This window comes from Pseudomonas sp. Irchel s3b5, from assembly GCF_900187435.1.
Lineage (GTDB): Bacteria > Pseudomonadota > Gammaproteobacteria > Pseudomonadales > Pseudomonadaceae > Aquipseudomonas.
On the sequence record NZ_FYDY01000036.1, the window covers coordinates 1 to 25,161 of the forward strand.

The 25,161-nt window shown below is 59.7% G+C and carries 21 protein-coding genes; 5 read left to right on the top strand and 16 right to left on the bottom strand.

What is annotated here, in order from left to right; translation table 11 throughout:
- Positions 1-162 precede the first annotated feature (162 nt).
- The 3 genes from zapE to CKW15_RS24865 all read right to left on the bottom strand — a co-directional run bounded on the left by zapE (position 163) and on the right by CKW15_RS24865 (position 3,357).
- Positions 163-1,257: a cell division protein ZapE gene (gene zapE, locus CKW15_RS24855; protein WP_095056947.1), complete on the bottom strand. Its 1,095-nt coding sequence runs from the start codon at positions 1,255-1,257 to the stop codon at positions 163-165.
- Positions 1,258-1,347: 90 nt separating this feature from the next.
- On the bottom strand, positions 1,348-2,703 hold the full coding sequence (locus tag CKW15_RS24860; protein WP_095056946.1) for a tryptophan--tRNA ligase: 1,356 nt from the start codon (positions 2,701-2,703) through the stop codon (positions 1,348-1,350).
- Positions 2,704-2,727: 24 nt separating this feature from the next.
- Positions 2,728-3,357: an alpha/beta hydrolase gene (locus CKW15_RS24865; RefSeq protein ID WP_095056945.1), complete on the bottom strand. Its 630-nt coding sequence runs from the start codon at positions 3,355-3,357 to the stop codon at positions 2,728-2,730.
- A 144-nt stretch (positions 3,358-3,501) separates the two neighbouring features.
- Between CKW15_RS24865 and CKW15_RS24870 the strand changes: the two genes are divergently transcribed.
- Positions 3,502-3,939 (top strand): YhcB family protein, encoded by a 438-nt coding sequence (locus CKW15_RS24870; RefSeq protein ID WP_095056944.1) that lies wholly within the window; start codon positions 3,502-3,504, stop codon positions 3,937-3,939.
- 218 nt (positions 3,940-4,157) lie between these two features.
- Here the strand turns inward: CKW15_RS24870 and CKW15_RS24875 are convergent, their stop codons facing one another.
- From CKW15_RS24875 to CKW15_RS24910, 8 genes are all read right to left on the bottom strand, one after another.
- Positions 4,158-5,543, bottom strand: a complete 1,386-nt coding sequence (locus CKW15_RS24875) for an aspartate aminotransferase family protein (protein WP_095059940.1) — start codon at positions 5,541-5,543, stop codon at positions 4,158-4,160.
- An 11-nt stretch (positions 5,544-5,554) separates the two neighbouring features.
- Complete coding sequence (locus CKW15_RS24880) at positions 5,555-7,027, bottom strand: NAD-dependent succinate-semialdehyde dehydrogenase (RefSeq protein WP_095059941.1); 1,473 nt, start codon at positions 7,025-7,027, stop codon at positions 5,555-5,557.
- A gap of 227 nt (positions 7,028-7,254) precedes the next feature.
- The gene (locus CKW15_RS24885; protein WP_095059942.1) at positions 7,255-7,734 is read right to left on the bottom strand and encodes an Lrp/AsnC family transcriptional regulator; all 480 of its coding nucleotides are present in this window, start codon (positions 7,732-7,734) and stop codon (positions 7,255-7,257) included.
- A 134-nt stretch (positions 7,735-7,868) separates the two neighbouring features.
- Entirely contained in the window at positions 7,869-8,870 is a 1,002-nt protein-coding gene (doeB, locus tag CKW15_RS24890; protein WP_095059943.1) for a N(2)-acetyl-L-2,4-diaminobutanoate deacetylase DoeB, read from the bottom strand.
- 3 nt (positions 8,871-8,873) lie between these two features.
- A complete protein-coding gene (gene doeA, locus CKW15_RS24895; protein WP_095059944.1) occupies positions 8,874-10,064 on the bottom strand; it encodes an ectoine hydrolase DoeA in 1,191 nt (396 codons plus the stop codon).
- A 42-nt stretch (positions 10,065-10,106) separates the two neighbouring features.
- Positions 10,107-11,099 carry an ectoine utilization protein EutC gene (gene eutC / locus CKW15_RS24900; RefSeq protein ID WP_095059945.1) on the bottom strand — a complete coding sequence of 331 codons (993 nt, stop codon included), beginning with the start codon at positions 11,097-11,099 and terminating at the stop codon, positions 10,107-10,109.
- A gap of 34 nt (positions 11,100-11,133) precedes the next feature.
- Positions 11,134-12,102 carry a hydroxyectoine utilization dehydratase EutB gene (gene eutB / locus CKW15_RS24905; protein ID WP_095152866.1) on the bottom strand — a complete coding sequence of 323 codons (969 nt, stop codon included), beginning with the start codon at positions 12,100-12,102 and terminating at the stop codon, positions 11,134-11,136.
- Between the two features lie 107 nt (positions 12,103-12,209).
- Complete coding sequence (locus tag CKW15_RS24910; RefSeq protein ID WP_095059947.1) at positions 12,210-13,604, bottom strand: PLP-dependent aminotransferase family protein; 1,395 nt, start codon at positions 13,602-13,604, stop codon at positions 12,210-12,212.
- A gap of 292 nt (positions 13,605-13,896) precedes the next feature.
- Between CKW15_RS24910 and ehuB the strand changes: the two genes are divergently transcribed.
- The 4 genes from ehuB to ehuA all read left to right on the top strand — a co-directional run bounded on the left by ehuB (position 13,897) and on the right by ehuA (position 17,016).
- A complete protein-coding gene (gene ehuB / locus CKW15_RS24915) occupies positions 13,897-14,751 on the top strand; it encodes an ectoine/hydroxyectoine ABC transporter substrate-binding protein EhuB (protein ID WP_095059948.1) in 855 nt (284 codons plus the stop codon).
- 77 nt (positions 14,752-14,828) lie between these two features.
- Positions 14,829-15,488 carry an ectoine/hydroxyectoine ABC transporter permease subunit EhuC gene (gene ehuC / locus CKW15_RS24920; RefSeq protein ID WP_095059949.1) on the top strand — a complete coding sequence of 220 codons (660 nt, stop codon included), beginning with the start codon at positions 14,829-14,831 and terminating at the stop codon, positions 15,486-15,488.
- Positions 15,485-16,141, top strand: coding sequence for an ectoine/hydroxyectoine ABC transporter permease subunit EhuD (gene ehuD, locus CKW15_RS24925; protein WP_095059950.1), 657 nt, complete (start codon positions 15,485-15,487; stop codon positions 16,139-16,141). The genes ehuC and ehuD overlap by 4 nt, the downstream gene beginning before the upstream one ends.
- An 80-nt stretch (positions 16,142-16,221) precedes the next feature.
- The gene (gene ehuA, locus CKW15_RS24930) at positions 16,222-17,016 is read left to right on the top strand and encodes an ectoine/hydroxyectoine ABC transporter ATP-binding protein EhuA (RefSeq protein WP_095059951.1); all 795 of its coding nucleotides are present in this window, start codon (positions 16,222-16,224) and stop codon (positions 17,014-17,016) included.
- A gap of 123 nt (positions 17,017-17,139) precedes the next feature.
- Here the strand turns inward: ehuA and CKW15_RS24935 are convergent, their stop codons facing one another.
- From CKW15_RS24935 to CKW15_RS24955, 5 genes are all read right to left on the bottom strand, one after another.
- On the bottom strand, positions 17,140-17,850 hold the full coding sequence (locus CKW15_RS24935) for an OmpA family protein (protein ID WP_095059952.1): 711 nt from the start codon (positions 17,848-17,850) through the stop codon (positions 17,140-17,142).
- Positions 17,851-17,962: 112 nt separating this feature from the next.
- On the bottom strand, positions 17,963-18,604 hold the full coding sequence (locus tag CKW15_RS24940) for an MBL fold metallo-hydrolase (protein WP_095059953.1): 642 nt from the start codon (positions 18,602-18,604) through the stop codon (positions 17,963-17,965).
- Positions 18,605-18,690: 86 nt separating this feature from the next.
- Positions 18,691-21,429 carry a LuxR C-terminal-related transcriptional regulator gene (locus CKW15_RS24945; protein WP_095059954.1) on the bottom strand — a complete coding sequence of 913 codons (2,739 nt, stop codon included), beginning with the start codon at positions 21,427-21,429 and terminating at the stop codon, positions 18,691-18,693.
- A gap of 179 nt (positions 21,430-21,608) precedes the next feature.
- A complete protein-coding gene (locus CKW15_RS24950) occupies positions 21,609-22,973 on the bottom strand; it encodes a DUF1329 domain-containing protein (protein ID WP_095059955.1) in 1,365 nt (454 codons plus the stop codon).
- 28 nt (positions 22,974-23,001) lie between these two features.
- Positions 23,002-24,939 (bottom strand): DUF1302 domain-containing protein, encoded by a 1,938-nt coding sequence (locus CKW15_RS24955; RefSeq protein WP_095059956.1) that lies wholly within the window; start codon positions 24,937-24,939, stop codon positions 23,002-23,004.
- Positions 24,940-25,161 lie beyond the last annotated feature (222 nt).

The following is a 25,161-nucleotide window of genomic DNA, read 5'->3' on the forward strand; positions in this document are numbered from 1 at the left end:
AGGGCGGGTGTAGGAGGGATGTTTCTGGATCACCGTCCGAGGCCTTCGAGGCCAAGGACGGTGAAGATATCAAAGACCCGGTTTCCGGTGGACCGTAAGGCTGCTCCGCTTAAGTGAACAGCATTACTGCATATGCAGGCCTTTTTTACTTTCCGCACCTTGTTACGGCTTGTGCGCCCGCGCCAGGAATTCGTGGGATTGCATTTCCAGCAGTCGGCTGAGGGTACGCTGGAATTCGAAATTCAAGCGACCGCCGGTGTAGAGGTCTTTAAGCTCGACCTCGGCGGAAATGATCAGCTTCACGTTGCGGTCGTAGAACTCGTCGACCATGTTGATGAAGCGTCGGGCGATGTCGTCGGTGGTGACGCTCATCTGTTCGACATCGCTGAGCAGTACGGCGTGGAAGATCTTGCCCAGCTCGATGTAGTCGTTCTGGCTGCGCGGGCCGTCGCACAGCTCACGGAAGTTGAACCAGGCCACGTCATCGCAGGTGCGCACGGCACGAATTTCACGATTTTCGATCATCAGCACGTCATTTTCGACCGCCGCCGTGCATTCCGGTGTCAGCGCACGGAAGCTCTTGCGCAGGCTTTCGTTGGCGGCTTCGTCGAGTGGATAGTGGAACAGCTCGGCTTGTTCCAGGTGACGCAGACGATAGTCGACGCCGCTGTCGACGTTGACGATCTCGGTATTGATCTTGATCAGCGCAATGGCCGGCAGGAAGCGCGCACGTTGCAGGCCGTCCTTGTACAGGCCGTCCGGCACGATGTTCGAGGTCGCGACGAGGGTCACGCCGTTCTTGAACAGTTCTTCCATCAGGGTGCCAAGGATCATGGCGTCGGTGATGTCGGAGACGAAGAATTCATCGAAGCAGATGACCCGGGCTTCGGTGGCGAAACGCTTGGCGATGATGGTCAGCGGGTTTTTCTCGCCGCCGAGGGTCTTCATCTCTTCGTGCACGCGCTTCATGAAGCGGTGGAAGTGCGTCCGGGACTTTTCCTTGAAGGGCAACGCTTCGAAGAAGGTGTCCACCAGGTAAGTCTTGCCGCGACCTACGCCGCCCCAGAAATACAGGCCCTTGACCGGGGTTTGATCCTTCTTGCCAAACAACTTGCCCAGCAAGCCCGGCTTGTTTTGCTCGGCCGCGACCAGGTCGTCGTACAGGCGCTGCAAATGACGCACGGCAGTTTCCTGTGCGGCGTCATGGAAGAATTCCGGGCGTTTCAGATCAGCTTGATATCGTTCTAGGGGCGTCATAATTCGTTAGCAAGGCAACAAAAACGGGCCGTCACTGTAGCGACGGCCCCGAGGAATGGCAATCAGCCCTTGGTCGGGCCGAACCGTTGTTTATTCCTGAACCGGGGTCAGGGCAATGCGCAAGGCTTCGATCGCTGCGTCGCGAGCGGTGCCGTCGGCGAAGCTCGGGCTGTCGGCAACGCACTCGCCTTCCAGCCAGACACTGAAGCTCAGGTCTTCACTGCGCACGTCCAGAACCTGGCCAGCTTGCAGCTGCTTGGTCACCTGACCCGCGGTTTTACCATCAGCAAAGTTTCGCGACAGCAGCAGTTGCTCGCCATCCGCCGACAGCAGACGGAAACGGAAACTGCCGTCGTCTTCGCGGAAGCTGACAAAACGTGCAGTTTTCGCGGCTTTCTTTTTGGTAGTCGCCGCCACTTGGGTCTGGGCAACGAAGGAGCGCAGGCCGACCGCTTCACGCAGTTCGTTGAGGAACGGCGTCGCTACCGCACGGGCCTTTTTCGCGCCGTGTTGCAGGATGTCTTCCAGATCTGCCGGACGCTCGATCAACTGGTGATAACGCTCGCGGGACTCGCCTAGGTCGCTGTCCAGCAACTGGAACAGGCGACTCTTCGCCTCGCCCCAACCCAGGCCCTGTAACAGTTCGCTGCGGAACTCGTCGGCTTGCGCCGCAGAGGCAAACGCCTGGAACAGGGTGAACAGGTGCGAATTGTCCGGATCTTTGGCTTCGCCCGGGGCGCGGGAGTCGGTGACGATCCGCGAAATCGCGTCCTTCATCTCTTTGGCGCTGCTGAACAACGGAATGGTGTTGTCGTAGCTCTTCGACATCTTGCGACCGTCCAGGCCCGGCAATGTGGCGACGCTCTCTTCGATCAACGCCTCGGGCATGGTGAAGAATTCTTTGCCCTGGCCAAACAGATGGTTGAAACGCTGGCCGATGTCGCGGGCCATTTCCACGTGCTGGATCTGGTCGCGACCGACCGGCACCTTGTGCGCGTTGAACATCAGGATGTCCGCCGCCATCAGCACCGGGTAGCTGTACAAGCCCATGGTGATGCCGGCATCCGGGTCTTCGCCGGTCTCGACGTTTTTGTCCACCGACGCCTTGTAGGCGTGGGCGCGGTTAAGCAGGCCCTTGGCGGCGACGCACGTCAGCAGCCAGGTCAGCTCCGGGATTTCCGGGATGTCGGACTGGCGATAGAACGTCACGCGATCCACATCCAGGCCACCGGCCAGCCAGGTCGCGGCGATTTCCAGACGCGAGCGCTGGATGCGCAGCGGGTCATCGCACTTGATCAGGGCGTGGTAGTCGGCCAGGAAGTAGAACGAATCAGCATTACTGTCGCGGCTGGCGATGATGGCCGGGCGGATGGCGCCGGCGTAGTTGCCCAGGTGCGGCGTGCCGGTGGTGGTGATGCCGGTGAGGATGCGGGTACGGGTCGTCATGGGTAATCGCTTGTCAGACTGCAATCAATTCGAAAGGCGCGGCAGGATCAGATCCTTGAGATCGGTCAGCTTGCCATGAAAAAAGTGTCCGCATTCTGCCACTTTCAGCAGCTCATGGGGGCGTTCGAGCGTGTCGGACCATTCGTAAACCAGCTGCGGATCGATCACTTCGTCGGTTTCCGGCTGGATCAGCGTCACCTCGCCCTGCTGCGGCAGTTGATCCTGAGCACCCAGGCGCATGACGGCCGGAGCGACCATGAACAGATGCTTGATCTGTTCACCCTTCGCTTCCAGACGTCCGCCGAGACTTGCTGCAACAAATCCGCCAAAGGAGAAACCGAACAGGGTCAGTGGCAATTCCGGATGTTTGGCCCGGAACCAATCGGCCACCGCCTGGGCATCATCGACTTCGCCAGTGCCCATGTCGTGGGAGCCTTCGCTGGCGCCGACGCCACGGTAGTTGAAACGCAAGGTGATCAAACCCGCATCGCGCGCGGTGCGCTGCAGGGTCGAGACCACTTTGTTGAGCATGGTGCCGCCCTGCACCGGGTTCGGATGGCAGATGAGCGCGAGGCCGCGTGGCTGCTCGTTATCCAGGTAAAGTGCTTCCAGTTGCCCCACCGGGCCATCAATCACTACAGGGGTTTCACGCATAAGCAAGGAAGGAACTCCGTGACCTCGAATCAGGTCGACTCGTCTAGCAAATTGTCTGTGCCAATCTATTGCGAGTGAATCGCGGTATACAGCGCAGGTTGGAGCCGTTAACGTAAAGCAAAGCCGTTTATAGAGGAAGGACTCGTGGAACACTCGCTCTTAGTTTGGTTGTTACCGACTCTTGCCCTGGTTGTGGGTGTCGCCATTGGGTTCCTGATCGCTCGCCTCGCGCCGAACGCCGCGCCTAACCGCACGCAGCGTCAGCTGGACGATATTCAGGAACGTTTCGACAGTTATCAGAACGAGGTGGTGACCCACTTCAACAGCACGGCCACACTGGTCAAGAAACTGACTCAGAGCTATCAGGAAGTGCAGGATCATCTCGCCGAGGGCGCCAACCGCCTGGCCCTGGACGAGCAGACCCGCCAACGCTTGCTGGCCTCCCTGCACGCCGATGCGGCACAAGCGCCACGTGAACGCCTGACGCCGCCGCGCGATCAGGAGCCACCGCGCGACTACGCTCCAAAAGCCCCGAACTCTCCGGGCATGCTCGATGAGCATTACGGCCTGAAGAAGTCATAGGGTTTCAGGAAAGCAAAAGCCCCCGGACAATCACTTGTCCGGGGGCTTTTTTATTTCTGATCCAGTATTTTCGGTGTCTGTCAGGGCCTCTTCGCGGGCAAGCCCGCTCCCACAGGGTTATTTGTTGAACACAGATGTTGTGTACGACATCGATCACTGTCAGAGCTTGCTCGCAATGGGCCCGGAACGGACGACACAAAGAACTCCGGCCGAATGACTTAACCCAAAACCTCCCCCGCCACCTGATCAATTGCGTCCTTGGTGATGCCAACAATCAGGTCCGCCTCTGCCTCGGTCAAGACCAACGGCGGCGCGAAGCCAAGAATGTCGCCATGGGGCATCGCCCGGGCAATCATGCCGCGCTCAAGACAAGCCGCCGAGACTTTCGGGCCGACTTTCAGTGCTGCATCGAACGGTGTGCGTTGTTCGCGATCAGCCATGAACTCAACCGCTGCGAGCATGCCGTCGCCGCGCACCTCGCCCACCAGCGGATGCCCTTCCAGGGTTTCACGCAGTCGACGATTGAGATAGCCGCCAACCTTCTCGGCATTGGCCGTGAGGTTTTCCCGCTCCAGAATATCGAGGTTGGCCAGCGCCGCTGCGGCACAGATCGGGTGTCCGGAATAGGTCCAGCCATGGCCCATGGCACCTTGGGATTCGGAGGCCTTTTCGATGACATCCCAAACCTTTTCACCGACGATCACTGCCGACAATGGTGCATAGGCGCTGGTCAGGCCTTTGGCAGTGGTTATCAGGTCCGGACGCATGCCGTATCGTTGGCTGCCCATCTTCGAGCCGAGGCGACCAAAAGCGCAGACCACTTCGTCGGCGATCAGCAACACATCGTATTTATTCAGCACGGCTTGAATTGCAGCCCAGTAACCCGCTGGCGGCACGATGATGCCGCCCGTCCCCATCAACGGCTCGCCGATAAACGCCGCCACGGTGTCGGGGCCTTCGGCAAGGATCATTTTCTCCAGTTCGTCGGCGCAGTAATGTACGAACGCGGCCTCATCCATGCCAGTCGGCGCCTTGCGGTACCAGTGGGGGCACACGGTGTGCTTGATGCCTTCGGCCGGCAGGTCGAAATGTTGATGGAAGGTTGGCAGGCCGGTCAGGCTGCCGGTCATGATGCCCGAGCCGTGATAACCGCGGTCTCGGGAGATGATTTTCTTTTTCTGTGGACGACCCAGTACGTTGTTGTAGTAGCGCACCAGCTTGATCTGGGTTTCGTTGGCGTCGGAACCTGAGAGGCCGTAGTAGACCTTCTTCATGCCTTGCGGTGCCCAGTCGATTATGCGGTTCGACAGTTCGATGATCGCTTCGGTCGAATGCCCCACGTAGGTATGGTAATAGGCCAGTTCCTTGGCCTGCTTGTAGATGGCCTCGGCGACTTCGGTGCGACCATAGCCGATGTTCACGCAATACAGGCCAGCGAAGGCGTCGATGAATTCGCGGCCTTCGTGGTCGCGAATGCGGATGCCTGATGCGCTCTTGATGATGCGTCCCTTGAGTGCTCCGCTGGCGTGGTCATGGGCATGGGTCGAAGGGTGCATGAAATGCGCACGGTCTTGCTCGAACAGGGTATCGAATTCTTGGCTCATGGTAGATCTCCTCAGAACTGGCCTTGATGGTGCAGGCAGAAGTATTTGGTTTCGACAAAGGCTTCAAAGCCCTCGGTGCCGCCTTCACGGCCCAGCCCCGAGGCTTTCATGCCCCCGAACGGAATCGGATGGCCGGTGAACTTGACGCCGTTGACCGCGACCATGGCGTGGTCGAGACGACGAATCAGCGGGTAGATCAGGTCCAGGCGATTGGAGCAAATGTAGGCGGCCAGACCGTATTCGGTGTCGTTGGCCATCTCAATGGCATGATCAAGGCTGTCGAACGGCATCACTCCGGCAATCGGCGCAAAGTTCTCTTCGCGGTAAATGCGCATTTGCGGTGTGACGTCTGCCAACACTGTGGGCTGATAGAACAGGCCACCAAGCGCATGCGCTTCGCCACCCACCAGTCGGTGCGCCCCCTGTTGCAAGGCATCGGCCACACGCTCGGCGGTGACATCAAAGGCGGCCTGATGCATCAACGGGCCGATATCGACGCTCTGCTCCCGATCGCCGAGCATCGCCGGGCCGACCCGCAGTTCACGCACCGCCGAGGCAAAACCCTTGAGAAATTCCGGGTAGATCGAGCGATCGACCATGATGCGGTTGGCCGCACAGCAATCCTGGCCGGAGGTCTGGAACTTGGCGACGACCGCGACTTTTACTGCCAGCCCGAGATCGGCATCGGCGCAGACAATGAACGGTGCGTTACCGCCCAGTTCCAGCGATACCTTCTTTACATCCGCAGCCGCCGCTTGCAGCACCAACTTACCCACACGGGTCGAGCCGGTGAAACTCACCGAGCGCACGCGACGGTCCTGCACCAGGGTTTGCATGGCCATTTGCGGTTCGCCCAGCACCACGTTGAACACACCGGCCGGGAAACCCGCTTCCTCCGCCAGTTGCGCCAGGGCAAACGCGGAGTACGGTGTTTCATGGGCGGGCTTGATCACCACGGTACAACCGGCTGCCAAGGCGGCCGCCGCTTTGCGGGTGATCATGGCCGAGGGAAAATTCCACGGGGTCAGCAGCGCACAGACACCGACCGGTTCCTTGAGCGTGCCCAGGTGCGCACCGGGTATGTGGCTGGGAATGTTCTGCCCATAAAGGCGCCGCGCCTCCTCGGCGAACCAGGGAATGAAGCTGACCGCATAGGCGATTTCACCGCGGGACTCGGCCAGGGACTTGCCCTGCTCCAGGCTGAGAATCCGCGCGAGGTCTTCCTGATGCTCAAGAATCAGTGCCGCCCAGCGTCGCAGAATCAACCCGCGTGCCTCCAGGCTTTGTTCGCGCCAGCCGGTAAACGCACGGTGGGCCGCGTCGATGGCCGCGACAATTTGCGGCTGATCGAGCATCGGCACATGGCCGATGAGTTTTTGATCGGCCGGGTTATGCACGGCGATACTGTGACCGCTGTCGCTGTGGACCCAATGGCCGTCAACGTAGCAAAGGGCCTTGAACAGCAGTGGATGTTTATAGGTCATGGCGTTCACTCCAATCCGTGTGCGTAGAACCATGCTAGGGCAGCAAGACCTCGGGGATTTGGCGTTTGAACGGGGTGCGGCAGGTGGTTTTTTCTGATTGAGCGGGGGTAAATCGGGGATTTTTGCGGTGTGAATACTGCTCACGATGGCGGGACACCCGTCAATGCAGGGTTGAATGTAAGGGCGCTATCGCGAGCAGGCTCGCTCCCACAGGGAATAGCGTGTTTTCAAAGCTCCTGCGCCACTTCGGCCGGCAACGCGCCGCCGGTCTTGATGGTCTTGGTGACGATGTAGGTGAAGTAGCGTTCGATGCCCAGGTCGTCGAGCAACAACTGGTCGATGAAGCGCTGGTAATGGTCAATGTCCGGTGCCTGGATCATCGCCATGTAATCGACGCCACCACCGGTGGCGTAACAGAACGCCACTTCCGCAGCCTCGTTCATGCGCTGTTCGAAACGCCGCATGTCCTGCGCGGTGTGTCGAGCCAAGGTGATTTCCACCAGCACCTGTTGGCTTTTGAACACCGCGTTCCAGTCGATCTGCGCCCGGTAGCCCTTGATCAAGCCCAGGCTTTCGAGTTTGCGCACCCGCTCCCACGCAGGCGTTACCGACAGGTTGATCGCCTCAGCCAGGCTCGATTTGGTGATACGCCCGTCTTCAGCGAGGATTCGCAGGATTTTCAGGTCATAGCGATCGAGTTTGTGCATGGGCCGAGAATCTCCTGAATGGATGAGAAACCCTGTAGGAGCGAGCTTGCTCGCGATGGCGGCATGTCAGTCACGTCTTTATTGGATGAGCTGGCGCTATCGCGAGCAGGCTCGCTCCCACATGGGGTTTTGGGTTAGTTCAATACATCCGCGATTACCGCAATGGTATCGCCACAGCGCACCAGTCCCGGAAAATGCCGCGCCGCCAGCAGACCGCTGCGCGCCGCACGATATTCAACCGACGCCGCGCCGCTTCGGGTAGCGTCGTACACCCGGGCAATCACTTCACCTTGCTCCACGTTGTCCCCCAGATCACGGCACATTTCCAGCAGACCGTCGTGCTCGCTGGCGATGAAGCAATCGCCGTCGGGCATGTCGAGCATGATCGACGGTGCGAGCTGCACCTCGCCGTCAAGGATCCCGGCATGCACCAGCAAATTGCGCACACCGCGTTCGGCAATCGCCACGCTGCGCGCCGTGGAAGAGCCGCCGCCGCCCAGTTCGGTGGTGACGAAGACTTTGCCCTGGCGTTCGGCGGCGGTGTCGTACATCGCCCCGGCATCGAGTTCCAGCATGCGCATGCTGTACGGTGCATTGAAGGCACGCATCCCGGCCTCGCATTGCGCCTGCTGCTGTTTATCCGGCAGCACATGACAAGCGGCGAACGGCAGGAAATCCAGGGTGCGTCCGCCGGAGTGAATGTCCAGCACGATATCGGCCAATGGCAGCAAGGTACGCGTGAAGTAGTCGGCGATTTTCTCGGTCACCGTACCGTCCGGCTTGCCGGGAAAACTGCGGTTGAGATTGCCCTTGTCGATCGGTGACGTACGTCGCCCGGCATGGAACGCCGGGGTGTTCATGAACGGCACGATAATCAATCGCCCGCTCACGTCTTTGGCCGACAGGCTTTGCGCCAGTTTGCTCAGTGCTACCGGCCCTTCGTATTCGTCGCCATGGTTGCCACCGGTGAGCAGCGCGGTCCGCCCCTCACCGCGTTGAATCACCGTGACCGGAATCATCACCGCCCCCCAGGCCGAGTCGTCCCGGGAATACGGCAGTTTGAGAAAACCGTGCTGCACGCCTTCACGGGCGAAATCCACCGTGGCGCTGATTGGGTTGTCCGGCAATTCGCTCATGATTCAATCCTTCACGAACAGTTGGCGTGGCACGTTGCACAAGGTTTCGACGCCGGTTTCAGTGATCAGAATGCTCTCGGTGATCTCCAGCCCCCAGTCGTCCATCCACAGGCCCGGCATGAAGTGGAAGGTCATGCCCGGTTGCAACACGCTGGTGTCGCCGGGACGCAGGCTCATGGTGCGCTCGCCCCAATCCGGTGGATAACTGATGCCGATCGGGTAGCCGCAACGGCTGTCCTTGTGGATGCCGAATTTCTCCAGCACCTTGAAAAACGCCGTCGCGATGTCGCCGGTGGTGTTGCCCGGTTTGGCCGCTTCAAGCCCGGCGGCGATGCCTTCGACCACGGCTTTTTCACCGTCGAGAAAATGCTGCGGCGGCTTGCCCAGGTAAATGGTGCGCGACAACGGGCAATGGTAACGCTTGTAGCAACCGGCGATTTCAAAGAAGGTGCCGGCGCCCTTTTCGAACGGCGTATCGTCCCAGGTCAGGTGCGGCGCGCTGGCATCGGCACCGGTCGGCAACAGAGGCACGATGGCCGGGTAATCACCGCCATGGCCGTCGGCGCCGAGGATGCCGCTGCTGTAGATCTCGGCCACCAATTCATTCTTGCGCATGCCCGGCTCGATCCGTTCGAGGATCCGCCCGTGCATGTTTTCAACGATGCGAGCGGCGATGCGCATGTAGGCGATTTCCTGCGGCGACTTGATCGCCCGTTGCCAGTTCACCAGGCCGACCGCATCCACCAACGTGGCACTCGGCAAGTGTTTTTTCAGCGACAGGTAAGCCGCAGCGCTGAAGTAATAGTTGTCCATCTCCACACCGATGGTCAGCGCGTCCCAACCACGGGCGCTGATGACTTCCCGCGACAGGTAATCCATCGGGTGACGTTCCCGGGACTGCACGTAGATGTCCGGATAACCAACGATGTTCTCCTGCCGCATGAACACCGTGCGCCTGGCGCCATTGGCATCCTGCCCGCGACCGAACCACACGGGCTCGCCGTCGAGCGCCAGCAGCACGCACTGATGGACATAAAACGACCAACCGTCGTAGCCGGTCAGCCAGGCCATGTTCGACGGATCGGTGACCAGCAACAACTCGATGCCCTGCGCCTGCATGGCCGCTCGAACCTTGGCCAGACGCTGGGCATATTCCCCCCGTTCGAACGGGAGATTGACGACTATCTGAGACATGCACCTGCCCTCTGATAAATGACACGCGGATGAAAAAACCGGTTAACTGCCGAACTGGAATCCCTTGCCTGCCGAACGCGCGCGCTCGAATGCCAGGTTGGCCATGGCCGTGTCCTGAGCACCGGTGCCGGTGAGGTCGCACAAAGTGATTTGTGTTTCATTTGTGCGACCGGGACACTGCCCGGCCAGCACCTGCCCCAACTCTGCGAAGTCGGACTCGTCGCTGAGGACGCCAGCTTCCAGGGCGTGATGCAACTCGCCGAGAATGCGGGTCTGGCTCAAGCGATCCGCCACGTAGCAATCGACCTGAGCCAGGGCTTTGGGGGCAATTTCGTTTTTGTGCTCGGCATCTGAACCCATGGCCGTGATGTGCAGGCCAGGCTGCAAATGCCGCACGTCAATCAAGGGCTCGCGGCTCGGCGTGCAAGTGATGGCGATGTCCACGCCATCCATGGCCTCGTCGATACTTGCGCACAGCCTGACCGCCAGCCCGCTGTCACGCGCCAGATCGACACTGAAGGCTTCGGCCTTGGCGTAGTCGCGAGCCCAAACCCGCACGCTCTCGATCGGCCGTACCAGCCGCAAAGCCTGAAGTTGCAACGCCGCCTGCTCGCCGGCCCCGATCAGCGCCACGCTGCGACTGTCGGACCGCGACAATGCACGTGCGGCCACGGCGCCCGCCGCCGCCGTGCGCACGGCTGTCAGGTAGCCGTTATCCAGCAACAAGGCATCGAGCAAACCGGTGCGTGCTGACAGCAGCATCATCATGCCGTTGAGGCTCGGCAGACCGAGTTTCGGGTTGTCGAAAAATCCCGGACTGACCTTGATTGCGAAGCGCTCCAGTCCGGGTAGATACGCCGTCTTCACGTCCACTTCGCCGTTATGCTCGGGGATGTCCAGGCGCAGGATCGGCGGCATGTCCACGGCGGCGGTGGCCAGCAGCAGGAAGGCTTGCTCGATGGCTTCGATACTCGGCAGATCAAGGGCCACGCAGGCTCGCAGATCCGCTTCGCTCAACAGGGTGATTTCACTCATCAACGCTGCACTCCAGTCTGATTTTTGATTGAGTTCACGCATCCGCGCCGGCCAGCACACGCAGATGCTGGTCGACGTCGACATTGCGACCGCTGACCACCACCACGATCGGCCCACGCGGTTCGATCAAACCATCAAGCACAGCGCCAATTCCCACCGCCGCCGCGCCTTCGAGTACCAGGCGCTCTTCGCGATAGGCATGGCGCAAGGCATGGGCGATGGAAGCTTCGCTGAGCAGATGCAGGTGGTCGCAGGTGTCGCGGGTCATGTTGAAGGTGTAACGGTTGTCCAGGCCGATGCCGCCGCCGAGGGAGTCGGCGAGGGTCGGCAGTTCCTCGACTTCCACGGGATGTCCGGCGGACAGGCTGGCGTGCATGGCCGCGCCGCGCTGCATGCTGATGCCATGCGTAACGATCTGCGGGTTGGCGCTTTTGAGGGCCAGTGCCACGCCGGCAAACAGACCACCGCCGGACAACGGCACCAGTACTTGAGCGACATCCGGCAGTTGTTCAAGGATCTCCAGCCCCAGTGTGCCCTGGCCGGCGATGACGGCAGGGTGATCGAATGGAGGTAGCAGAGTGGCGCCCTGCTCGCGGGCAATACGCTCGGCTTCGCACTGGGCATCGTCCTGGGACTGGCCGACGATGCGCACTTGCGCACCGAGATCACGAATGGCCTGAACTTTATTTCCCGGCACCAGATGCGATAGACAAATCGTCGCCTTCACACCTTGCTGCGATGCGGCATAGGCCAGTGCCCGCCCATGATTGCCCGTCGACGCGGCGACCACGCCACACGCCTTTTGCTCGGCATTGAGTTGGGCCACGGCATTGCTCGCGCCACGCAACTTGAAGCTGCCGGTGATTTGCTGGGATTCGAGCTTGAGGTACACCGGCACGCCCAACCGCCGGGACAGGCTGGGCGAATGTTCCATGGGCGTGCACCGGACCAGCGATTGAATACGTTGGCGGGCGAGGTAGATATCGTTTAGCAGCACTGACATGACCGCGTCCCAAGTGAGGTGTTGGGCGCAGTCTAAGAGGGCTGGATTGTCGTGATGAATGTACTAGGGCAATTTAGTCGACAAACTTTTTGGCACCGGTTGCCCGCTCAAAAATCATGGATCTGCGGGTACTGACCGAAGATTTCGCGCATGCCCATCAGCGCATCGCGCATTTCGTCGTCGCTGCATTCGGCACCGACACACACCCGGACTGCCCGGGGCCTGGGCGTGCCACGCACCGTGAACGGGTCGGGCGAAGTGACCGCAATGTGCTTGTGGCGCAGCGCCCGCACCAGGCTGTCGACTTCCCAATGAGGGGGAATGCCGATCCAGGCATTCAATGCATAGGGATGCTGGCCAAGCAGGTACTCGTCCAGGTACTCGCTGACCATTGCTTGCCGACCGGACAGGAGTTTGCGTTGCAGGTCCACCAGGGTGTCGGCGCGCCCGTCGCGAATCCAGCGCGTGGCGATCTCCGCGACCATAGGCGTTGCCATCCAGCTATTGACCCGCAAAATACTTTCGGTGCGCAATGCCAGCCGCTTTGGCATCACCAGATATCCGACGCGCAAACCCGTGAGCACCGACTTGGTCATGCTGGTGCAATAAAACGACAGTTCCGGCAAATAGTGGCTGATCGGTGGTGCCCGGCGCTCGTCCAGCAGAGGGCCATATACATCGTCTTCGATAATGTGCACGCCAAACCGCCGAGCGATCTCGGCAATTTCCCGTCGACGGCTGTCCGGCATCAGGCTGGTGGTCGGGTTGTTCAGGTTTGGCGTACAGACCAGAGCGGTGATGCGCTCGTTGCTGCACATGTCCTCGAAATGCTCGGGGTCGATGCCATGTCGGTCCATCTCCAGACCCTTGAGGGTAAACCCGAGCACCTGGGAATTGCCGATCACACCGTGGTCGGTCAACCCTTCGCAAAGCACTACATCATCCGGGCCGGCAAGGGATGCCAAGGCCAGAAAAATGGCGTGGGCAGCGCCGTTGGTGATCAGAATGTCGTCGCGCTCGACCCGCAGGCCTTGCCGCGCGATCCAGTGCATCGCCGCTTCACGGTGCGACTCGAAACCGGCAATCGGGCGAAACGCGTGAATCCAGGGCTGATCCTCTTCGGTGCTGAGTTCGCGACAGGTTTCGCGCCAGAACTGGTCATGCTCACGGGTGTGCATGATCCGCGTGATGGAAAAATCCACCAGCGCTCGTTCGGGGCTGTCGAGAATATACGTGGCAACCCGGTCGCTCATGCGCCGCGAGACAAAACTGCCGCGCCCCACCTCGCACCTCACCAGGCCCTGGCGCTCGAGTTCCTTGTAGGCATTAGTGACGGTTTGCACACTGATGCCCATGGCATCGGCGACATTACGTTGCGGCGGCAGCCGCTGATCATTGGCCAGCACGCCCTGCTCGATATCGTCGGCAATCGACTGAACGAGGATCTTGTATTTCGACTCGCCACTACGGGCGATTTCCAGTGCTGCTTTCCACTTGTCCATCGGCGTTCGACCCGCGTGCATGCCAGTGGCCACAGCATCCCGCGAGAATCCACGCAAAGCAATTGTCCTAGTGCAATGCAATCCTGCACAGTGCTTTTGTATGCTCGGTACAAGGTCGATGCCCAGGCTGCCGAACCAGCCACCAACAACAACCAATCGATCTGTACCGGAACTGTCTCCCCACGCTTCGGCTCAACAGGTGGACCAGCCCTCGTACGCTTTGCTCTTGTCACACTGCCTCCTACCACAGAACCGTCAAAGACGGATCCACAAGAAACAGGAGATTTTATCGATGAGCAATTCCATTCCCCGCACTCCCCATGTCTTGCGCCACCTGTTCGTCGCTTGCGCGATATTCGGCCTGGCCACCAGCGCCTACGCCACGACGCTGGAAACCATCACGAAGAACAGCAGCATCCGCATTGGTTATGCAAACGAAACCCCGTTCGCCTTCACTGAAACCGACGGCAGAGTCACCGGTGAATCACCGGAAATCGCCAAGGTCATCTTTGAAAAAATGGGCATCAAGACAGTCGACGGCGTACTGACCGAATGGGGCTCGTTGATCCCCGGCCTGCGCGCCGGACGTTTCGACGTGATTGCCGCAGGCATGTACATCACGCCCGAGCGCTGCAAGCAGGTCATCTTCACCGATCCGCAATACCAGTTGCCCGACGCACTCCTGACAGCCAAAGGCAACCCGAAAAATCTGCACAGCTATGAAGACATCGCCAAAAACCCGGATGTGAAACTGGCGATCATGGCCGGCACGGTCAACCTGAAATACGCGCGGGATTCTGGCGTGAAGGACGCGCAGATCCTCCAGGTACCGGACACCACCGCGCAGTTGCAAGCCGTGCGCGCCGGGCGTGCCGATGCGGCCGTCGGCACCCAGCTGACCATGAAAGGCCTGGCCAGCAAAGGCGGCGACAAGGTCGAAGCGGTCACCGAGTTCAAGGATGACCCCTCGCACACAGGTTATGGCGCCCTCGCCTTCCGCCCGGAAGACAAGGACCTGCGTGATGCGGTCAACGCCGAACTGAAAAAGTGGCTGGGTTCCGAAGAACATCTCAAGACGGTTGCCCCTTTCGGCTTCGACAAATCCAACGTGACAAGCAAAACGGCTGCCGAGCTCTGCGCTCAATAGTCGAAACGGGCATGGCGCCCTGGCGCGATGCCTATTTCCCTGCTGACTCCGGATGTTGAACCACGCAGGTGTGAACAATGGGTGAGTTACTTCCGCTTTTGATACAAGGCGCCTGGGTCACGCTCCAGGTGACCTTCTTGGGCTCGATCCTGGCGATTGTCGCGGCCATTCTGGCGGCGCTGGGGCGCATGTCGCCGTGGCGGCCGCTGAGCTGGTTCTCGGTCGCCTACATTGAAGTGTTCCGCGGCACGTCGTTGCTGGTGCAATTGTTCTGGTTGTTTTTCGTGTTGCCGCTGCCACCGTTCAATCTCGAACTGAGCCCCTACAGCGTGGCCATTGTCGGCCTTGGCTTACACATCGGTGCTTACGGCGCGGAGGTGATGCGCGGTGCGATCAGCTCCGTTGCCAAAGGTCAGTACGAAGCGGCGACTGCATTGAACTTCAGCGGCTACAAGCGCCTTCGGCGAATCATTTTGCCCCAGGCGTTGCTGGCGGCCATTCCACCGGGCACCAACCTGCTGATCGAGTTGCTGAAAAATACGTCGCTGGTCTCGCTGATCACCCTGTCGGACCTCAGCTTCCGGGCCCGACAACTGGACCAGGCCACTTTCCAGACCCTGGAAATCTTCAGCCTGGCTCTGGTGATGTACTTCGTTCTGGCTCAAGCGATCAACCTCGGCATGCGCAGCGTTGAGCGACGTTTGGCTCGCGGCCGGATGCGTGGAGGTCTGTCATGACCCTGTTCGACTGGACATATGCCTGGCAGATCCTGCCCGATTTGCTGCGGGCATCGCTGAACACCGTGGGCATTACCCTGCTCGGTTTCCTGATCGCCATTGTACTGGGGTTGTTTCTGGCCATCGGCCGACGCAGTCGCCTGTTCTGGTTATCGTGGCCAACCGCCGGGGTGATCGAATTCATCCGCAGCACGCCGTTGTTGATCCAGGTGTATTTCCTCTATTACGTGCTGCCCAATTACGGCGTGAGCATGACAGCCATGCAGGTGGGGGTGATCGGCATTGGTGTGCATTACGCCTGCTACATCGCCGAGGTGTATCGCGGTGGCCTCGACGCCGTGCCGCGGGCGCAGTGGGAGGCCGTTACGGCGTTGAACATCGCGCCTTATAGCGCGTACCGCAACATCATCCTCCCCCAGGCCCTTCGGCCGATCCTGCCGCCGCTGGGCAATTACCTGGTGGCCATGCTCAAGGACACGCCGGTGCTGTCGGCCATTACCGTGGTCGAGATCATGCAGCAAGCCAAGAACATTGGTTCCGAGAACTTCCGCTACCTGGAGCCGATCACCATGGTCGGTCTGTTTTTCCTCGCCCTGAGCATCGCTTTGGCTTATCTGGTACGGCGCCTTGAACTGCGCCTGGAGCTACGCTAATGACTTCTCCTATCTCGACCTCCGACGACCTTTCCCGACACGGCACCCTGACATCACTGCACCCGCAAGAGGCCTGTGCCATGCCTGAATCGAAACCGGTCAAGCCGATTGTCAGCTTCCAGGACGTCACTAAGAGCTACGGCAATTTCACGGTGCTCGACCACTTGAACCTGGATGTCACGTCGGGAGAAAAAGTAGCGATCATCGGCCCAAGCGGCTCGGGAAAATCCACGCTGTTGCGGGTGTTGATGACGCTTGAGGGGATTGATGACGGATTGATCCGCATCGAGGACGACTTGTTGACCCATATGCCCAATCGCAACGGCGTGCTGGTGCCTGCAAACGACCGGCATATCCGTCGCGTTCGCGGCAAGATCGGCATGGTGTTCCAGAGCTTCAACCTGTTTCCGCACATGACGGCCTTACAAAACGTCATTGAAGCGCCAGTGCAGGTGCTGGGCATGAAACCCGCCGAAGCACGCGAACGAGCAGCGGATTTGCTGGAGCTGGTGGGCCTGGGCAACAAACTGGGGCACTACCCTTCGCAGCTGTCCGGTGGACAGCAACAACGGGTGGCCATAGCCCGCGCGTTGGCCATGCGTCCCAAAGTCATGCTTTTTGACGAAGTGACCTCGGCACTCGATCCGGAGCTGTGCGGCGAAGTGCTCAACGTTATCCGCAAGCTAGGTGCCGAACATAACCTGACCATGCTGATGGTCACGCACCAGATGGGATTTGCCCGGGAGTTCGCCGATCGCGTGTGTTTCTTCTACAAGGGGCAGATTCACGAGCAGGGATCACCGGCGCAGATCTTCGAACATCCACAGCAGGAACGTACCCGCGCGTTTCTCAGTGCGGTAAAAGAAGCCAACTAGAAACGCAATGTGGGAGCGAACCTGCTCGCGAAGAGGTTGTACCAGTCGACTGTGTTGCTGACTGACATACCGCTTCGCGAGCAGGCTCGCCCACAGGTTTACTGCGTTAAGCCTGAAAAGTGCTTACTGCTGAGCACCATACTGCTGACCAGGAATCGCCTTGAGGTTGACCTCGACACGGCGGTTCTGTGCACGGCCGTTGGTGTCACCGTTGCTGGCTACCGGATTATCCGGGCCGGCGCCACGGGCGCTCAGGTTGGTACCGCTGACACCTTGCGACGTCAGGTAGGTCGCTACGCTCTGGGCGCGACGCTGGGACAGGTCCATGTTGTGCTGGCGGCTGCCGGTGCTGTCGGTGTAGCCAACGATTTCGATCTGGTTCTGGTTGAACTCTTTGAGGGAGCCAGCCAGGTTGTTCAGTGGCTGATAGAAGCTTGGTGCGATGTTCGCCGAGTCGGTGGCGAACGTAATGTTGCCCGGCATGATCAGTTTGATCTGGTCGCCTTGGCGCTGCACTTCAACACCGGTGTTGGCCATGCTGGCGCGCAGTTTTTTCTCTTGCTGATCGGCGTAGTAGCCATAACCGGCAGCGGAAGCACCGACAACTGCGGCACCGATCAACGCGCCCTTGCCACGGTTATCGTGGTTGATGGCGGCACCGGCCAGAGCACCGGCCAACGCACCGAGACCACCGTATTTGGCGGTTTTGCTCATGCCTTGGGAGCCGGTATCCGTCTGGCCCTGCGGCTGACCGTCATAAGGGTTGGGCGAAGCACAGCCGGACAGTACGGCCACGGCAGTAGCGACAATCATCAAACGACGAGTGGTGAACATGTAAAGCTCCTACGTTTTGCATTCTGTGGCGCAACGGGCCAAGGCATCGGCCTTTGCGGGCGTTGGATCATTAATGTGGATAAAAATTCCGCCTTGCTTTCACAACGGCAAATCAGGCTCGCACAAAAGGATTTTCGCGCATTTCATCGCCCAGTCGGGTATCCGGACCATGCCCGGTTACCACCGTTGCGTCTTCATCGAGTGTGTACAGCCGCTGCTTGATCGAACGCACAATGGTCGCCTGATCGCCCCCCCATAAATCCGTGCGCCCGACACCGCGACGAAACAGCGTGTCACCGGCAATCAGCAGCTTGGCGTCTGCAAACCAGAAACTCATGGACCCCGGCGTATGACCCGGCGTGTGCAGTGCGACACCGCAGCCGCAGTCCAACGCTTCATCATCGGCCAGCCAGCGATCCGGCGATGGCACCGGAGTGTAAGGCACACCGAACATCTGGCACTGCATTTCAAGATTGTCCCAAAGGAACTGGTCTTCTTTGTGCAAATGCAGCGTCGCGCCGGTTTTTTCTTTCAACTGGCCGGAAGCCAGGAAATGGTCCAGGTGCGCATGGGTGTGGATGATACTGACCACTTTCAGACCCAGGGCGTCGAGCCGCGCCAGGATCAGCTCATGATTGCCACCCGGATCGACAACTATCGCCTTTTTCGTTACCGGATCACCGATGATCGTGCAGTTGCACTGCAACGGGCCGACGGGGAAGGTTTCGCGGATCAAGGTGGGGTGCTGTGACATCGGAGCCTGCTCGATAAACGGGGACGGGGGATTTTCGCACAATTGTGGATCGAAGCATTTACCCGGATGTGTAACGTGAAAACTTCTTAACCCAGCATCCCCAACGCCTTGGCCCGCGCCACCGCTTGTGTACGTCGCTCAACCCCGAGTTTGCTGTTGATATGGCTGGCATGCGTCTTGACCGTGTGCAGGGAAATGAACAACTGGTCGCTGATTTCCTGGTTCGAACAGCCTTGGGCGATCAATCGCAGGACGGCCAGTTCCCGTGCACTGAGTTGTTCCGCCGCCGCACAGGGCTCCAGATCGGAGCGAGCCACCGAGGCCGGCAACTTTTCGATAAGGCTCTGTGAAACGGGCGTCGACGGGTTGAGTTGAAGCTGCGCGCGCAACCAGTCCGGATGCTCGGCCAACAAGCCTTCGAACGATTGCAAAACACCGCCACCGGCAGCGTCCAGTGCTTGCACCAGTGCCTTGCGTGCTTCCGGCTCGCGCCCATTCCCCAGCAACAACGTGATTTTTTGAGTCAGCGCCATGGCACTGAGCATCTGTCGCCCTGATTGCTGACCATGCTCGATCAGCGTGTTCAAACGCCCCTCGGCCAGCATCGGCTGGCCCTGAATGGACTCGAGCAACGCTTGTTGCAATTCAATGTGCAGCGGCAGTTGCGGGTGAAACTCCGGCGGTGCCGCGGCGTGTTCGCCGTTGTAAGTCTGCCCCAGTCGCGCCAGCCAGGCTTCGGCCAGGTCGGTACGTCCCTGCGCCAGCCAAAGCTCACATTTGACCAGCGTGATCATTGCCAGATAGTAGATCGGCGGCACATCCCAGATGTGCATCAAACGTTCGGCTTCGGCGAGCTCGGCAAAGGCTTTGGCGAATTCGCCACTGCTGCCGTCGAGCCTGGCAATCACGCAATGACCGATCAATACGCTGATATCGCGGCAGGCGCGGGCTTCACTCAAGCCAGCCTGCAATCGTACCCGCGCCGCTTGGGGTTGCAGGCGCAGAGCCAGTAACAAACCCTCGTACAAGGTCAGTCGGGCACGAACGGCATAGAGTCGTTGCGAGGACAACCCTTGCAGGCGCTGCAACCCCTGACGAACTTCTTCAAGTGACCGACAGACCTCCCCGCGTGCTTGCAGGACCCGGGCACGATCGTAATGGGCCAATGCTTCAAACAAAGGGTTGCCGACGCGTTGCGCCAACTCCAGCGAGTCGCGGTTCAGCCCTCGAGCGCGCCACAAATCCCCATCGGCTATGGCCAGGTTGGACAAGGTCGAAAGGCACATCAGACGTTGCCCGTAACGCTTGGACGGAAGGCTTTCCAGCGCTTCCCGGCAATACTGTAGCGTGAGCTCACGATTGCCCCGGCCACGCGCGATGATGCCGCTCAACGCCAGCCACTGGGCCAGCATGGATTTCTGCGCGGTGGCCGAGGGCGCCGGCAGGAAGCGACTCAAATGACTCGCCAGCTCCTCGGCAGCATCCAGCTGACAAGCCATCCCCAACGCCCAGCTGTACAGCACGATCAAGCGTGGCGTGCTGATCAGCAGGCTGTCGGGCAAGTCCATTTTCCAGCGCAGCAACATGCCGACGTTCTGCTCGGCCAGCAGTTGCTCTTCGGAAAGGTTTTGCACCAGGTTCGCCGCGACATCCAGGTGACCGGCACGCAAGGCCTGTTCCACCGCCTCGTCGAGCAGGCCCTGGGCGTTGAACCAGCGGCACGCACGCAGGTGCAGGCTCGCCGCCGGCACCATCGACTGAGCGGCGGGCCGAGTGCGCAACAGATCGGAAAACAGATGGTGATAACGATACCAGTGCCCGTGCTCGTCGAGCGGTACCAAAAACACCTGATGGGCCAGCAGAAAGCGCAGGATCTCCGCGCTGTCATGGGCATCGCGAACGGCGTCGCACAGTTCGCTGCAAAAGCGCTCCTGGGGCGCCGTATCGTAGAGGAACGATTGCACTTCGGCGGGCAGGCAATCGATGACTTCTTCGAGCAGGTAATCGCGGATCAGCCCTTCCCCACCGTGCAGCGATTGAGGCAATGCGCCCTCGGTGCCCGCCTCTGTCGCGGCCAGCAACCAGAAACGCAATCCCGCAACCCAGCCCTCGCTGCGCTGGATCAGGCTTTCCAGCGCTTCGCCACGCAGGGACGTGCTGTGGCGAGCAAGCAGGCTCAAGGCTTCATCGCGAGTCAGACGCAAGTCTTGTTCATGTAACTCAAGCAGTTGGCGTGACAGCCGCAGCCGCGCCAGATGCCAGTCCGGGCGCTGGCGACTGGTGACCATCACCAGTAAGCCGTCGGGAAGGTGATTGAGGAAAAATTGCAGGCAACGATCCAGAACCGGGCCTTGGGCCAGATGATAATCATCCAGCACCAGCAGCAGCGGCGAAGCCGTAGACAGGTGCTCGGCCAACTCGTCGAGCAAGCCGTCCAGCCACTCTTCGAAGGCAAACGGCTGATGGCGCTGACGCATTTTCAGCAGTCCGAGAGACTGCCGACCAAGCTGCGGAAAATAGTCCTGCAGACCTTCCAGCAAACGCTCGAGAAATCGACCGGGATCACTGTCCCGAGGGCTCAGCCCCAACCAGAGGCTACGCCAGTGATTCGGCAACGCCTGACAGAACTCCACCGCTAACGAACTTTTGCCAAACCCCGCCGGTGCACTGACGAGCAATAACCGTCCTTCAAGACCGGCGCTCAGTCGCTCGCACAAACGCGGTCGCAGGACATGACCGTCGGGCAATGGCGGACGAAAGAATCGCCCGTCCAGTGTCGCGACAGCAGCAGTTGCAGAACCTTTGGGTGTAGACAAATCAGTCATAGCCGGCTCTTGTTTGAATTGCGGGTGGCGGCGTGCAGATGTCCGCAGACTAGCCGTAATCGGCTAGGGAATGAAGGTAATTGCTACAAATGGCTACAAAAAGTCTACGAACAAAAAAAAACGCCCCGAACCAGTCGGGGCGTTTCTCTAGAGAGGATGCGGCCTCTGCTCAGCTCACCTTAGCGAACACCTTCCTGGCGCAAGGCGGCCGGAGTGAAGTCGCTGGTGGTCGCCGTGAAGCCGAAGTCATACGCGGACTTCTCTTCGTTTTTCATGCCCAGCGCCAGGTAACGGCCCGATTGCAGGTCGTACAGCGCTTCGAGGGCGTACCACGGCACTTGCTTGTCGTAGTAGTTCTCGGCATGAGCCTCGGCGACGCGCCACAGTTGACCACGACCGTCGTAATGGTCGATGACCGCTGCTTGCCAGGTGTCTTCGTCGATGTAGAAGTCACGCTTGGCGTAGATGTGACGCTGACCTTCCTTCAGGGTTGCAACCACATGCCAGACCCGGCGCAGCTCGTAACGAGCCAGGTCCTGGTTGATGTGACCGGCCTTGATGATGTCGGCGTACTTGAGCTTCGGATCGTCGAGTTTGTAGGCGTCGGAGGCGATGTACATCTCTTTCTTGCCTTCGAGCTTCCAGTCGTAACGATCCGGTGCACCGTTGAACATGTCCAGGTTATCGGAGGTACGCAGGCCGTCGGCAGCGGTACCCGGGCCGTCATAGGACACTTGTGGCGCACGACGCACACGGCGCTGACCGGCGTTGTAGACCCACGCCGAACGTGGTTCCTTCACTTGGTCGAGGGTCTCGTGCACCAGCAGCACACCACCGGCCAGACGTGCCGGGGCAGTCACTTTCTGCTTGAAGTAAAACAGGATGTTGCCCGGGTTCGCCGGATCGTAATCCTTCATTTTGTCGCGGAACACGAACTGATCCTGGAAGTACACCAGGCTGAACGAGCCGTTCGGCTGTGGCGTCGCCTGGGTTACCAGACGGGTCACGCTACCACCGCGATAGCGGGTGATATGGTTCCAGATGACTTCAACACCGGTTTTCGGGATCGGGAATGGAACGGCAGTTTCGAAGTTTTCCAAACCGTTGCCGCCGGACACCAGCTTGGTGTTGGTGGCATTCTTCTTGATCGCCGCGAACACGTCATCCGGCACGGTGGCACCGCGATGCGAGGTGTAGACCGGCATCTTGAAGGTTTCCGGGTAGCGCTTGAACATCGCGTACTGGCCCGGGGCAAGCTTTTCCTTGTATTGGTCGACGTTCTGCGCCGTGATGGTGAACAGCGGTTTTTCACTGGCGTAAGGGTTGGACAGGAAGCCCTTGCTGTCGACAGTGCCGGCGTTCTTCGGCAACGGTTTCCAGGCCGGGATCGAGCCGTCGGCGTTGCCCGACATTTCGGCACCCATCGGGGTCAGGCTTTTGCCCAGCTTGTCCGCCTCGGCCGCAGGGACCGCCGCCATGACGCTGGTCGCGAGCAGAGAAAACCCGAGGACACCGGCGTGGAACAGACTCTTGGTCATTTTCATATGTGCGTTCGTCCTGAAAATACAGTGCTTAGAAGTTCACGCCGAGGCTGAGCGCAACGAAGTCGCGATCATCCACAGTGGTGTACTTGCCATCGAAGAAGTTGGTGTACGCCAGGCTCGCGGTGTAGGTGTTCTGGTACTCGGCATCGACGCCCAGGCTGACCGCTTTGCGACCTTCCTCGAAGTTGGCACCTGGGCCTGGGGAGTAACCTTCGACGTCATGGGACCAGGCCACGTTCGGCTTGAGGTTCACACCGGCGAACACGTCGTTGTATTCCCAGATGGCGCGGCCGCGGTAGCCCCAGGAGTTAGCGGTCGTAAACCCGTCGTTTTCGCAGTAGCGACTGACGTTGTTTTGCGCCCCACCCGCCAGGGTGCCGGTGTTCAACGTGACACACTGGTTGTTCGGCAACGGGCCAGGGCCGTAGCTCGGGTCACGGCCGTAACGCGCTTCGGAGCTGTCTTCCAGGCCACCGACGTGGGTCCAGCCAACCTCACCAACCAGGGTCAGTCGCTCGGCACCCATCACCTGATCGAAAAAGTGGGTAAGCGTCGTCTGGAGCTGGGTCACTTCCTTGCGGCGATAACCTTGCTGATCCTGACCTGGTGTACCCGAGAGCACGGAAACGCTAGGGTTAAGCGGAGTCAGACCGGAGAAGAGAATGTCGGTGGTGTTGAGTTGAACCGGAGCATTCGGACGGTAGCTGAGCTCGCCACTCCACGCGGTACCGGTAGGCAACGTGGTAGAGAAACTCAGACCATACAGACGGATATCTTCAGGGTATTCGACGTAGTAGCTGGAGTTGCCCGCCACTTGCAATGGCAGCAACGTCGGGGCTAGACCTGCCGCGACATTGGCCGGAATACCTGCGCCCCTCAACGCGCCCACCAGACCCGCCGGGCTGTAAGCACTTGCCGGCGCACCATGTCCGCTGAAGATCGGCGCACGGCTGTGGTAGTTCATGAAATAAGCACCGAACTCGGTGTCCAGCGGATCGAACATGTACTTGAACGACACGCCGAACTGACCGCTGTCGCGGGCATCGCGATCCGGGCCGCGACGAACGATCACGCCTTCGTCCGGATCACCCCAGGACACGCCTCGTGCGGCAAGCGTGTTGATGGCGGCATTGCGCAGGCTCGCTGGCAACCCAGCTCCTGCCAGTGCGCTGTTCAGCCCGTTTTTGGTCCGAAGTACTGCCAGGTTGTTGTCGCAACCATCGGAGATCACGTCGGGTTGCGAGAAGAATGTGCCGCAGTTGTCGGCAACGGTCTGGTCCCATTCGATCTGATAGAAAGCCTCGGTCGAGAGGTTTTCGGTCAGGCTTTGGGACACATAGAACATGTTGACCGGGATCAGGCCTTCCTTGATCTCGGCACCCGGACGACGGAACGCGGACACATCGATCGGGTTGATCGAGTTGATGCCGCCGCCGATGAAGGTACTTTCACCCCAGCTCACCACCTGCTTGCCAAGACGCACGGAGCCCGGCTGATCGGCGATGGCGTAGTTGTGGTAAACGAAGGCGTCGAGGATCTGGCCGCCGGACGACTTGGCGCCCTCTTTGCGGTTGTCGTCGCTGATGTCCTTGAACTCACGGCTTTCGTCTTTCAGCTCGAAGTCATACCAGTATTTGCCACGGACGAAGATGCCGGTGTCGCCGTATTTCAATTCAAGGTCGTGAATGCCTTTGAAGATCTTCGAGAAGGTTTCACCGCTCTTGAAGTTCAGGTGACCGTCATCGGAGGTTTGGGACAGGCCTCGGCCGCCGTTGTTGACACCGATGAGGTTCTTGTTGGCACTTTCGGTAGACCAACTGGCACCGACCGACAGGGATGAATCGAACTGACCTTCGATTTCACCAACGTTGAAACTGACGCCGAATGCTGGCCCGGCGAGCGTAGAGGCAAGACTGACAGCCAGAGGCAGTTTCGCCCGGCGCCAGAGCTGGTTTACTGATGTCATCGACGCTTCTCCATGTGCATTTTATTGTTATGGCATTAGCACTTCTAAAAACGCTGTGGATAACCGGGAGCCATGGCATCCCAAAGTCATTCCAAAGTTGCATCGCCCCTGTTTGTGCGTGTGCTCCGTTTCTAAAAATCCTTGAACGGACTATAGCCAGCAGGTAGTAGTGCTTGATCCCTCTAAAGTGTGATTTGCACCTGCCAACCACTCTGGAACAGT

Coding starts and splice junctions, on each gene's coding strand:
- zapE (WP_095056947.1), bottom strand. CDS start 1,257: ATGACGCCCCTAGAACGATATCAAGCTGATCTGAAACGCCCGGAATTC.
- CKW15_RS24860 (WP_095056946.1), bottom strand. CDS start 2,703: ATGACGACCCGTACCCGCATCCTCACCGGCATCACCACCACCGGCACG.
- CKW15_RS24865 (WP_095056945.1), bottom strand. CDS start 3,357: ATGCGTGAAACCCCTGTAGTGATTGATGGCCCGGTGGGGCAACTGGAA.
- CKW15_RS24875 (WP_095059940.1), bottom strand. CDS start 5,543: ATGAGCCAAGAATTCGATACCCTGTTCGAGCAAGACCGTGCGCATTTC.
- CKW15_RS24880 (WP_095059941.1), bottom strand. CDS start 7,027: ATGACCTATAAACATCCACTGCTGTTCAAGGCCCTTTGCTACGTTGAC.
- CKW15_RS24885 (WP_095059942.1), bottom strand. CDS start 7,734: ATGCACAAACTCGATCGCTATGACCTGAAAATCCTGCGAATCCTCGCT.
- doeB (WP_095059943.1), bottom strand. CDS start 8,870: ATGAGCGAATTGCCGGACAACCCAATCAGCGCCACGGTGGATTTCGCC.
- doeA (WP_095059944.1), bottom strand. CDS start 10,064: ATGTCTCAGATAGTCGTCAATCTCCCGTTCGAACGGGGGGAATATGCC.
- eutC (WP_095059945.1), bottom strand. CDS start 11,099: ATGAGTGAAATCACCCTGTTGAGCGAAGCGGATCTGCGAGCCTGCGTG.
- eutB (WP_095152866.1), bottom strand. CDS start 12,102: ATGTCAGTGCTGCTAAACGATATCTACCTCGCCCGCCAACGTATTCAA.
- CKW15_RS24910 (WP_095059947.1), bottom strand. CDS start 13,604: ATGGACAAGTGGAAAGCAGCACTGGAAATCGCCCGTAGTGGCGAGTCG.
- ehuB (WP_095059948.1), top strand. CDS start 13,897: ATGAGCAATTCCATTCCCCGCACTCCCCATGTCTTGCGCCACCTGTTC.
- ehuC (WP_095059949.1), top strand. CDS start 14,829: ATGGGTGAGTTACTTCCGCTTTTGATACAAGGCGCCTGGGTCACGCTC.
- ehuD (WP_095059950.1), top strand. CDS start 15,485: ATGACCCTGTTCGACTGGACATATGCCTGGCAGATCCTGCCCGATTTG.
- ehuA (WP_095059951.1), top strand. CDS start 16,222: ATGCCTGAATCGAAACCGGTCAAGCCGATTGTCAGCTTCCAGGACGTC.
- CKW15_RS24935 (WP_095059952.1), bottom strand. CDS start 17,850: ATGTTCACCACTCGTCGTTTGATGATTGTCGCTACTGCCGTGGCCGTA.
- CKW15_RS24940 (WP_095059953.1), bottom strand. CDS start 18,604: ATGTCACAGCACCCCACCTTGATCCGCGAAACCTTCCCCGTCGGCCCG.
- CKW15_RS24945 (WP_095059954.1), bottom strand. CDS start 21,429: ATGACTGATTTGTCTACACCCAAAGGTTCTGCAACTGCTGCTGTCGCG.
- CKW15_RS24950 (WP_095059955.1), bottom strand. CDS start 22,973: ATGAAAATGACCAAGAGTCTGTTCCACGCCGGTGTCCTCGGGTTTTCT.
- CKW15_RS24955 (WP_095059956.1), bottom strand. CDS start 24,939: ATGACATCAGTAAACCAGCTCTGGCGCCGGGCGAAACTGCCTCTGGCT.